At 61.2% G+C, this 10,640-nt stretch carries 7 protein-coding genes and 2 pseudogenes; 4 read left to right on the top strand and 5 right to left on the bottom strand.

Annotation, left to right across the window (positions count from 1 at the left end; all coding sequences use genetic code 11):
- Positions 1 to 736: 736 nt before the first annotated feature.
- Genes ACFT1A_RS30850 through ACFT1A_RS30840 form a run of 3 tightly spaced genes read left to right on the top strand, consistent with a single transcriptional unit; the run spans position 737 to position 3,259 of the window.
- Entirely contained in the window at positions 737 to 2,212 is a 1,476-nt protein-coding gene (locus ACFT1A_RS30850) for an amidohydrolase family protein (RefSeq protein WP_378450094.1), read from the top strand.
- Positions 2,209 to 2,460: a hypothetical protein gene (locus tag ACFT1A_RS30845; RefSeq protein ID WP_378450093.1), complete on the top strand. Its 252-nt coding sequence runs from the start codon at positions 2,209 to 2,211 to the stop codon at positions 2,458 to 2,460. The genes ACFT1A_RS30850 and ACFT1A_RS30845 overlap by 4 nt, the downstream gene beginning before the upstream one ends.
- Positions 2,438 to 3,259: a GNAT family N-acetyltransferase gene (locus ACFT1A_RS30840; protein WP_378450092.1), complete on the top strand. Its 822-nt coding sequence runs from the start codon at positions 2,438 to 2,440 to the stop codon at positions 3,257 to 3,259. The genes ACFT1A_RS30845 and ACFT1A_RS30840 overlap by 23 nt, the downstream gene beginning before the upstream one ends.
- Before the next feature lie 197 nt (positions 3,260 to 3,456).
- On the opposite strand, the gene ACFT1A_RS30835 is transcribed toward ACFT1A_RS30840, so the two are convergent.
- Positions 3,457 to 3,840 carry a hypothetical protein gene (locus ACFT1A_RS30835; RefSeq protein WP_378450091.1) on the bottom strand — a complete coding sequence of 128 codons (384 nt, stop codon included), beginning with the start codon at positions 3,838 to 3,840 and terminating at the stop codon, positions 3,457 to 3,459.
- A 70-nt stretch (positions 3,841 to 3,910) separates the two neighbouring features.
- On the opposite strand from ACFT1A_RS30835, the pseudogene ACFT1A_RS30830 reads away from it, so the two are divergent.
- Positions 3,911 to 4,701 (top strand): annotated as a pseudogene (locus tag ACFT1A_RS30830) (phosphoadenosine phosphosulfate reductase family protein); the annotation flags it as partial.
- A 150-nt stretch (positions 4,702 to 4,851) separates the two neighbouring features.
- On the opposite strand, the gene ACFT1A_RS30825 reads toward ACFT1A_RS30830, so the two are convergent.
- The 4 genes and pseudogenes from ACFT1A_RS30825 to ACFT1A_RS30810 all read right to left on the bottom strand — a co-directional run.
- A complete protein-coding gene (locus ACFT1A_RS30825; RefSeq protein WP_378450090.1) occupies positions 4,852 to 6,321 on the bottom strand; it encodes a hypothetical protein in 1,470 nt (489 codons plus the stop codon).
- Between the two features lie 332 nt (positions 6,322 to 6,653).
- Entirely contained in the window at positions 6,654 to 8,051 is a 1,398-nt protein-coding gene (locus tag ACFT1A_RS30820; RefSeq protein ID WP_378450089.1) for a serine hydrolase domain-containing protein, read from the bottom strand.
- 70 nt (positions 8,052 to 8,121) lie between these two features.
- Complete coding sequence (locus tag ACFT1A_RS30815) at positions 8,122 to 9,702, bottom strand: ABC transporter substrate-binding protein (RefSeq protein WP_378450088.1); 1,581 nt, start codon at positions 9,700 to 9,702, stop codon at positions 8,122 to 8,124.
- Between the two features lie 746 nt (positions 9,703 to 10,448).
- Positions 10,449 to 10,640, bottom strand: a pseudogene (locus ACFT1A_RS30810) (threonine ammonia-lyase); the annotation flags it as partial.

Genomic DNA, 10,640 nt, shown 5'->3' with positions numbered 1-10,640 from the left:
GTCCCCCCGACGCTTCGCGTCGGGAGACGGGAGCGAGTCGCTGCGCTCCCCGCCAGGGAGCCGCTGCGCGGCTCGCAGTGGGTCGAGTGCCGTTGCCGTCGATCGAGTCGCTTCGCTCCTCTGAATTCCGACTCTTGGTTCTTACCAATCGAATTCATCGCAACGTCTGAACCGGTACCCGACATCCGAACGAGGCTGGGGAGGAGGGGAAGGGTCACGGAAAGCGCCCCGTCTCGCGTCCAGTGCCTCGTCATCATCATGCTCCCAATCATACACCCCCACCCACCAAACCGCAAACAACCCGAAAACACGAAACACCGAAACACTAACCAGCACAACAACATTCGACGTTGACGAAAACACCACCGTGCACAACACACGAAACCAACCCAACACCAACCGAATACCGAAACCTACTGACACACAACAACATTCAAAAACACCCGAAAAACGAACCCCACACCACCCAACACCCGCCGGCGCCCACCGCCGTCGGGGTGTGTCCTGATCGATCCGCCAATGATCGAATACGGATTGAATGCGAGTGCCTTCCGCTACCAATGGGAGAAATTGACCTACATGCATCTCCACACTTATGCGAGCAAACCTTGTTCTTCCGAACTGCCAGCACGCCTGAATTTTGGAGGTTCACACCAGGATTCAATACCCGGGCCGTGAAACCATCGGGACATTCGCCGGGCCAGGTGGTTCGACCAACGACAGGAGTGCAACTCTGATGCAGGTCCACGACATCGTGTTCACCGGCGGCCGCGTCGTCGATCCCGCATCGGGGACCGACGAGGTTCGCAATATCGCGATCACCGGCGGCAAGGTCTCGGCGTGGGGTCACGACGCGATCGAAGCCCGGCGAACGATCGACGTGACCGGTCAGGTGATCTGCCCCGGATTCATCGACCTGCACAGCCACGGACAGGAAATCGCCGAGCAGCGACTTCAGGCGTTGGACGGAGTCACGACGGCCCTCGAACTGGAAGCCGGCGTCATTCCTGTCGAGAAGGCGTACGCACGGGCCGGCGCCGAGGGCCGCCCGATCAACTACGGCTACGCGACGTCGTGGGCTCACGCCCGAATGATCGAACTCTCCGGGGTCGATGCTGACGGCGAGATGCGCACTACTCTTCATCACCTGGGGGCGAAGAGTTGGCAGGGCGAACCTTCTGCCTCCCAGCGTGCACACATTCTCGAACTTCTCGAAAACGATCTGGCCGCAGGCGCTCTCGGTATCGGCGTGGTGGTCGGGTACGCCCCGAAATCCGATCCGGCCGAGTACTTGCAGGTGGCGGATCTCGCGGCCCGCGCCGGTGTTCCCACCTACACCCATGCTCGCCCGCTCATCTCGGCCGATCCGTCGAGCCCGGTGGACGGTGCCGTTGAAATCGCCCGTGCAGCAGCTGAAACCGGCGCACACATGCACTACTGCCACGTCAACAGCACCTCGGGAATGCACGTCGACCATGCGTTGTCGGTGGTGGCACAAGTTCAGGCTGCCGGATCACGCGTCACGACGGAGGCGTATCCGTACGGTTCCGGGTCGACGGCCGTCGGCGCTGCGTTTCTCGATCCCGACAAGCTGCATCTGATGAATCTGACACCACGATCGCTGACATTCGTACCCACCGGTGAACGTATCGCGGACCGCAAACAGCTCGAACATCTTCGGGCAACCGACCCCGGTGGACTGGTGCTGGTGGAGTTCCTCGACGAGAACGACACCGTGCAGCGCGAGTTCCTCGAAAGGGCGATGACTTTCGACCGCGCCGCCATCGCGAGCGACGCGATGCCACTGACCTGGCCTGGCCGTTCGTCTGCCGACGCATTGCAGTGGCCGTTGCCGGAGAAGGCACTCGGCCATCCCCGCGGCGCCGGAACCTATGCACGTGCGATTCGTACGCTGTACCGCGAGCGTCAACTGCTGTCGCTGTCGGAGATCATCGCGCGCTGCTCGTTGATCCCCGCGCAGATTCTGGAGGAGTCGGTTCCCTCGATGGCGTCGAAAGGTCGGATCAGCCCCGGTAGCGACGCGGACATCCTCGTTTTCGACCCCGAGCGGATCACCGACAACGCAACCTACATCGACGGCACCCGCCCCTCCACCGGAATCAGCCGCGTGCTCGTCGGCGGAGTACCCGTCGTCGAAGGCGGTGTCGTGGTCGAGGACGCGTTGCCCGGTCGCCCGGTCCGCCGCTCGTGACCGGACAAATTGACAGAAAGTCCGAGCACGATCTGACGCCTACCGTCGGCGGAGCCTCGGACGGAAACTTCACTGCCGGCATCGGCATCACCACCCTCGACGGCCTCGGTGGCGTCGGCGGCGGTGCACACGCCGAGACCGAGCATGCGCTCGTGTCCGCTATCGCCCCGAGAACGGCGTTGGTTGCGGGCCTAATTCGTTCGATCACACCTGAAGGGGGCCCTCGTGTCGAAAAGCAAAGCGGTTGAGTTTCGAGAACTGGTCGACACCCGCGAAATAGCCGATCTGTCTGCCGTTTTCGACGAGATCTGGGCAACCAGTCCCGGACCCGCCCATTTCGGCACAGCAATGTTGGTTGCACTTCATCACGGTGGTCACTACGTGGTGGGAGCCTTCTCCGAAGGCGAAATGATCGGCGGTTGCGTCGGATTCTTCGTCGAGCCTCTCGGCGAGGTTCTGCACTCACACATCGCCGGAGTTCTACCAGGGCACGCAGGCAAGGGAATCGGCCGCGCTCTGAAGCATCATCAGCGGGACTGGTGCATCGAGCGCGGTGTCAGAACGATCCGTTGGACTTTCGATCCACTCGTCGCACGCAATGCCTACTTCAACATCCAAAGTCTCGGTGCCGAACCGGCTGAATACAATCCAGATTTCTACGGATCGATGGCAGACGGTATCAACGCCGGCGACGCCAGCGACCGCATGCTGGTCAGCTGGGACCTCGACGCTGATGGAAATCCGAGTTCGACTGTGGCCGTGAATGATACATTCAAGGTGCTCCAACCCACCGAGGACGGTACACCTCGGATGCTCCCCATCCCACCCGACTGCATCGACATCGCAGTCGGAATACCCAGAGACATCGAGCATCTGAGAACCGTCGACCGCGCCTCCGCCTTTGCCTGGCGACACGCGCTTCGCGAGTACCTCGAACCACTGATCGCCTCGAAGGAATGGCAATCCACCGGCTTCGACCCCAGTGGCTATTACATGTTCACGAAAATCTGCGAGACAACCGGAGAAGAGCAAGTCCATGCACATTGAGTCCGTCGAATTGCGCGAACTGCGCATCCCTCTCGTCTCCCCTTTCACCACGTCATTCAGCCCCCAACTCGAATTGTTAGACTTCCGCTGATCTCTACACAGCACTCGGTCAATACAGGTAAAACGGGTTGATTCGTAGATTCGCGCAATCGGGACTGCCCTCGTTTGGTTGACATCTGACCTGTGAAGATTTCTCTTCACAGTGGAAAGATGCTGCTTGCTTCGTCGAGTGCACTGCCGCGGTCGAGTTGAACCCAGGATCCGAACCTGGTTCCCGGGGAGAGCGTTTCGATGTCGTAGCGCATCAACGGCGTCAGTCGGTCCGCGATGATGATGTGCGCGCAGCTGCGTAGCGGAAGATGCCGGTATACCCACACGCACACCTCGCACAGCACTCGGCTGGGGAAGTTCGTCCAGGTTTCGTAGCCGGTGAACCTGCGGGAGACCACGTGTCCGACCGGGATGGTCATCGTCTCGGTGCTGCCGGCGCACCGCGCACACCCGTCCGGGGACCGATGCGCCGAGAACAGGTGCCCGACTGCTGCGGTGTACGCGGCAGCGGTGACGTCGAGAACAGTCATGGATATCCGATGGGTGAAAGGACCGGCGCAGTGGGCCGGTGCGAGCGGGGGCCGGTTCTATTGTGGTCCCGTGACCACTCACGGTGATGATCCCGGCCTCGACCTGGCAGCCCTGCAGGCACTCCGGCCGACCACTGTCCGCACTGGCGCGGTAGCACTGGTCGTGATCGGGGGTCGGATCGCCGAGCATTTGCACCGCGACGACGGGTACGTCGCGTTCTCCGGCGGCAAGGATTCCCTCGTCGTCCTCGACCTTGGGTACGCCGGGTGGAGCCGGATGTGCCGGTGGTGTTCTTCGACAATGGTCTCGAACACCCCGAAACTTACGACTACATCGGCGATCTCGCGCGGGATTGGTCGTTCGATCTGCACCGGATACCGGCAGAGCCACCCTGCTCGACGTCCTCGCTGCCGCCGGTCTGTGGGACCATCGCGCCACCGGCGGCGCGCTGCCGGATCCGCACGAGGTGTTGATCAGTGGACCGGCGCGGCGAGCGCACGAGATGCTCGGACCCGGTGAGCTGTGGGGTGTGCGGGCGGACGAATCCGCCGGCAGACGCGCGATGTACACAGCGGTCTCCGCCGCAACGGGATCGTCGAACGCGTCGACGGGACCATCGCCTACTGCCCGACCTGGAACTGGAACACCGCAGATGTTTGGTCCCACATCCGACGACATGATCTTCCGCTCACCCCGTCTACACGAAGCTCGCCGACCTCGGCGCCACCGAACGACACCAACGCATCTCCCACATCATCGACGGCAACCACCTCGAACGAGGGCGGCTGACCTGGCTGAGGCGCGGCTGGCCAGCACTGTTCGCACAACTTGCCCACGTCCTCCCCCGCGTCAGACAGATTTTCCCCGGCGCATTGACGCCGAGCTCACCCTTGGCTTTCTGTGCGGTTGTCCTCACCATGTCATCTTTCCGAGCCTCAACATATCCATAGCGCAGTGAGACTGCTCGACGAATCGTCAGCGAAGTCTGCATGCGCAGCACATAGGAGATCTCAGCGCTCGCACCGCACCAGGGTATCGATCATCTCCGCAAGCAGTGCCGTACGTCCGGTCACGCATTCTGCCTCGACGCGCAACTCCGCCGGCGAACCATTCGCTCGCGCCGCACCGAACCCGTCAAGCGTTGGAATACCTAGTGCTGCAGCGATGTTCGCTTCGGATGCATCATCCAGCGCGACACCGTCGGGAGCCGGGATGCCGAGCGCTCGAGCGGCCCTACCTGCAAGCATGAACAATTCAGCGGATACCCCGATATCCATGGGTGACCGATCGAGCCCTCCGTGAATTTCGAGCGCTGCGCCCCGTACCGCTGACCGCAGCCCACGAATCGCACCATCGACCCGCATCAATTCATCTACGCTTCTCGCTCGTACGTCGATCGAAAGTATCGCGGAGACAGAACATTTCGAACCCACGGCACCAAACTGTCCGTCGGTCACGACGACTGTCGTGCCTATGACCGAATTCGACAGCGCAGCGATGCGCGGAATCTGCGCCGCAAGTTCGAAACCGGCGTCGGCGCCCTGAGTTTGACCGGTGATGACGACTTCATATCTCGCCGAACCGGAACGAGCAATCGTCAACGATCCTCTCGGACCGGACGGGTTCAGAGCCAACACAGCTTCATGATCGCGAGCTTCCGCTTCGATCCGCGCGCGTGAGGACACTGAACCGAACGCGCCGGCGCTTGGGACGAGCAGGGTCACGCCGTCGAGGGCCCCGGGCCCGTGGCGCTCGGCAACGAGTGAGCACGCAAACAGTGCCTGAACGACGCCAAGTTTGGCGCCCGCAGCACCAAGTCCCCGAATTACACCACCCACCAACTTCGGTGAGTTCCTGTCGACACGTGAGGACTGTCCTTTGTCGCTCGCACCGAGCAACAACACTCGGCGTTCGCCAACCCCGAGGCTCCAGGTCAGAATCGAATCTTCGGTGAGACCCAGCCATGTTGGCGAATGGTCGAGGATCCGTTCCCCAAGCTCCTCGATCGGCGTGGGAACAAGGGCCTCGGCGATCATCTGAGCACGACGCTTCTCGACCGCGTCCAGATACGACGAACTCAGCGTGGCATCAGATGCCACATTCGCGCGGATTCGGCGACACCGCGACCGATTCTCCCAAGCGTCGGATCGAACTGCAGGGGCGACGATTGGCACACTCATAGGCGCCCTTTCAGTAGTCCGTACGTTGCCATGTCCAGCAGTGCGGTCAGCACCGCCATACTCGGCCGAACCGTTTGCGATGCCGCCATAGCGCGTCACCCAATCCACGAGGCGCCGACGGTCGTCGATCCGGTGCGACGGCGGCCCGAGCAGAATGAACAGGTGATGACCCTCCGGGAAATGAGAGGTCAGATAGCACGTGGCGAATCCGCCGTAGCTGTACCCGCGGACCGCAACGGCATCGGCGTCCACGAGGCCCTCACGCACCAGTTCGGCTGCCCACCCTGCGGTAGGACCCACACCTGTGTCGCTCCACCGACCGTCCGCCGGAACGAGAGAGTTTCTCCGTTCGCGAGGAATTGCGGAACGGAATCAGTGGTGTCGAAGGTCGGCTGGTGAGGGCCCCGGTTGCTCTCGACTTCCCACAGTGAAGTCACCACGCAACCTTCTGCACGGTCTGTTCCGTTGAGAATGAAGGCAACTCGTTCTCTCGTCGCCGAGATGGCCGGGTGTGAGGGAACCCGAATCGAGTGTGCGTCATCCATGTCGGCGAGCGGGTCATGCGAGCATTCGTTCTCTGTCGTACCTTCGGAGGAAAATGTGGGTGAGTCGTTCCGGCGAGTTCGGTAGAACTACCGGGTAACCCGCTTGTACAGCCTGGTCAGATAGAGGTATTCGTCGTCGTCGATGCTCACGTGCGCTGCTTCGAGTGTGGAACCTTGGATCGTGACCAGGAACCTCGACGCGGACAAGGGCACCACCGGCAACGGCGGCGAGTCCGGTTCTCCGTCGATCTGGACCTTAGCTGTGGTCTGTACGACGAACCCGCCGTCGTCTGCGCGAGTGAGTTCGATTCTCATAACTGTGGACTCGTATACACCCACTGCCCAAGACAAGTCGATCTCATCCGCGGTCGCATCTGTCCTCGGTTCCGGATACGTCAACCCCAACGCTGTTCCGATCGCGGATTCGATGTCGTGTGCGAGAGCGGAGCCTCCACGCGAGTTCGTCAGAACACCGATGGCGAGTCCCAGTTCCGGGAAGGTGTGCAGTTGAGCGATCTGGCCGATGGTGGCACCACCGTGGTGAGCAGAGGTCACCCCGCCCCAGTCGGAGAGAATCCAACCTACCCCCCATCCCCGATCGACCGTCGAAACGTCGCTGAGGTCGACCTGCAATGTCCTCATCTCTCGAGCCGATTTCTCCGACAGAATCCGCTCGCCTGTCAATCCCAGCCCGTCGCGCACATGCGCAGCACCGAAAGCCAACAGTGAATCCATGGAGGCGGCGATGGTTCCCGCCGGACCGATCGAACGTGGCAACCCCCACCGTGGGCTGGGAAGGACCTTGTCCGCGGACGTGCGATCGGGATTCGCGAGATGTCCGACAGCAGTGCGGAACAACGGCGCTTCCTTCGGCTTCGTGATGACGTGGGTCAATCCGAGTGGTCGGTAGATCTTGTCGACGAGGGCCTCGTCCCACGTTTGGCCCCGCAAAACCTCGACGATGCGGCCTGCTACGACAAATCCGGCGTTGCTGTAGCTCAAATGTCCGCCGGCCGGGGTCACGCTGATCGCGGTGGCGAGTTCCGCGACGTACTTCTCGATACTGTCGTCGCCGTCGCCGGTATCGACGAACAGATCCCCGTCGATGCCGCTGGTGTGCGTCAGCAGATGGCGCACCGTGATTTCCTTGGTATTGGCCGCATCCGCGATGGCGAATTCGGGAAGCACCTCCACCACCGGGGTGTCGAGTGTCAATGCGCCCTCGTCCACCAACTGCATGATGAGCGTCGTGGTCCAGATCTTCGTGATGGATCCGATCTGGAAGAGTGTGTCGGCATCCACCTCGACCTTCGTCTTCAAGCTGGTGACTCCGGTGGTCATCACACGCACGTCGGCCTCACCGTCTTCACCGAGTGCGAGCACACCGACCTGAGCTCCCGGTACGGCATACTTGGCTGACAACTCGTCAAACAGTTGCTGCCATTTCGGCGAGTTCAATAGGTCTGCGGGCAATTTCGTCGACATCCGATTTCCTCCACTAGATTCCATTACGTTGATACCAATACAACACTCATGTTTTTCGACGTCCGAAACGTCAGTCCGTCTGGCGGATCGACCACGGCTCGATCTGGAAAGACATACGAGCTGTGAATTTGTCGGTGTACGTCGAGGTGTCGGCCCAACCGATCGGCAGAACATCGGCGTTCGCGACGATGGAGCGTTCAGCGTCCTGCCACTCCGAGCATCCGCTGATGCCCAGTTTGTCCATGGCAGCAGAGACGTGGTTGTCGTAGTCGGGGTTGTCGATGCGCGCGAAGTTGGTCACGGTGGTTCCGCTGAAGAACGGGACGAACAGTGTCGGGAACGGTGCACCGACTGCCCAGTCGACGATGTCCCAATCGCCTTCCTCGCCCGAGAACAGCATGCCGTTGATGACGGCTGTGTCCGCCGCTCGGAGTGAGACGTCGACACCGATCTTCTTCCACTGGCTGGCCAGATACTCGAAGGCAGCAGCGCTTTCGGTGCCGGAGCGGTACAAAATCTTGACGGTCAACGCCTTGCCGTCTTTAGTTCGCGTTCCGTCGGACCCCACGGTCCAGCCTGCCGTATCGAGTGTCTTCATGGCTTTGTCCGCGTCGAATTCCGGAATCGACGTGTAGAGATCGTCGAGGGGACAGATCTTCGGTGCACCGACCTGGAACGATTGTGTCGGACTGCCCTGGCCGCCGACGAGAATGTCAGCGATTTCTTGGGTGTTCGTGCCCTGCACGAGAGCCAGGCGCACTGCCGGGTCTGCGGTGATACGTGACGGGTCGTGGTTGAAGTACATCTGCGTCGATGATGCCGTCATCGGGATACTGGCGATTCCACTTGCCTCGACGCGTTCGGCATCCGGACCGATCACGGTCGCAGAGTTGGTATCACCGGAAAGCAGGAGATTGGCCCGAGTCGTATTGTCCGTCACCACGTTTATGGTCACCGTCTTCGGGAGGCCGGCCGTCTCGGAGGTGGTTCCATCCGGGCCCCACGTGTAGTCACTACGTCGGGTCAAGGTGTAACTCGCGCCAGGTTTCACGTCGGTGAGTGCGTACATTCCGGTTCCGTCGAATGCGCCCGAGAAGTCATTCGGGTTGTTCAACACGGGACTACAAGCAATGAATGCCTGGCCCGTCATCTCCGTCAGGAAAGGGTTCGGTGTCGGCGATGTCAGGGTGACAGTTCGTGCGCCGTCGTCAGCGGTGGCAGTCAATCCCATCGGCACGAACAGTCCGAGGATCGGTGAGCCGTGCGCCGGGTCGGCGATCCACGTGTAGTTGTCCGCGACGGTCTGCGCGGTCAGGGGGGACCCATCCGCACAGGTGATGCCGTTGCGCAGGGTGAAGGTGACTTCGGTGGCGGAAGCGTCCCACGTTTCTGCCAACCAGGGTTTGGGTTTTCCGTTGTCGTCCATCGTGACCAAGCTGTCGTAGCCGAACGCGATCACCTGACGAGTGGTGGTGGCGACGGTGCTGTGGGGGGACAGATTTCCCGGATCGGCGGGAACGGTGATGTTCAGTGCACCGTCGGTCACGACGGCGCCGGGATCACCGTGTCTTGTACCTCCAGCGCCGCAGGCGCTGAGCAGGAGGACACCTGCGGCTACCGTTCCGACAAGAGTTGCGGATCGAAACTTCATGGATCGAGTCCTTCAGTGAGTGAGAATGGATCGAGTGTGCGTGCTGCAAGCGAAATACACGGAGTGCGATCGTCTCCATGCAAGACCCGGGCAATGATGCGCTCTTTGCCTGAATTGTTTGCTATGCAACACTTTTCATGAGAACAGAACATGAGACTGAGGAAGCAGGAAGATCGGTACCCGATCTGCGGCGGACGTACTGCCGGGAACGAGTCGAATGATAGGGCACGAGCGTCCGAGCGGAAAAGCTGTTCGTGAGCCCGAACCCCACTCTCGACTCCCTTACGGTACTGCCGAGCCTGCTCCCGGAGCGGTCATGTTTCGCATTGTCTAATTCTGGCAATGTGCTCACTGTCACGTCACGTGCATTCGCACCAAACATCAGCGAATTCGTGGTTCGATTCGACGAAACTGAGCTCCGCACAGTGATGGTGTGGGGTCAGGTGTGTCGCCCCGCCTGTGTGGCTCCCGGAATCCTGGCCTCAGCCATCTCCAGCAGTTCACGTCGGGAATCACCTGTAGCTGCGGAAACGACGGTGCGTGCCATGGCAAATAGCGCCGTGAATGACGGCCTCCTCTGCTGCCTCGGACACCGAATCGACTGCACTACTTTCCCAAGGCCACCACAGCACCGAGCGTTGCAGCCGCGATGATGCTGTGCCCGCACGCATGACCAACCCGCCAGGCTGGTCGACCAGGAGTTCCGCGTGACGGTTCTGGGCGGCTGGCCTGACGAGTAACTCGCGTCAGTTCTGCAGGCGTACTGAGTAGCCGGCGCGGTCGAAGGCCGTCAGAAGTTCCGCCTTGTTGTCCGGACCACGCGTCTCGACGGTGAGGAAGACTTCCACTTCGTCGAGTGCAAGTTCGCCACCGGTACGGGAGTGGATGACGTCGACCACGCTGGCACCATTTGCCCGAACCACTTCGAGCAGTGAGAC

This window comes from Rhodococcus sp. NPDC057135, assembly GCF_042670865.1.
In the GTDB taxonomy this organism is placed as follows: domain Bacteria; phylum Actinomycetota; class Actinomycetes; order Mycobacteriales; family Mycobacteriaceae; genus Rhodococcus_F.
Note: the sequence above shows the minus strand (reverse complement) of the source record. Positions and strands in the feature narration are given on the sequence as shown.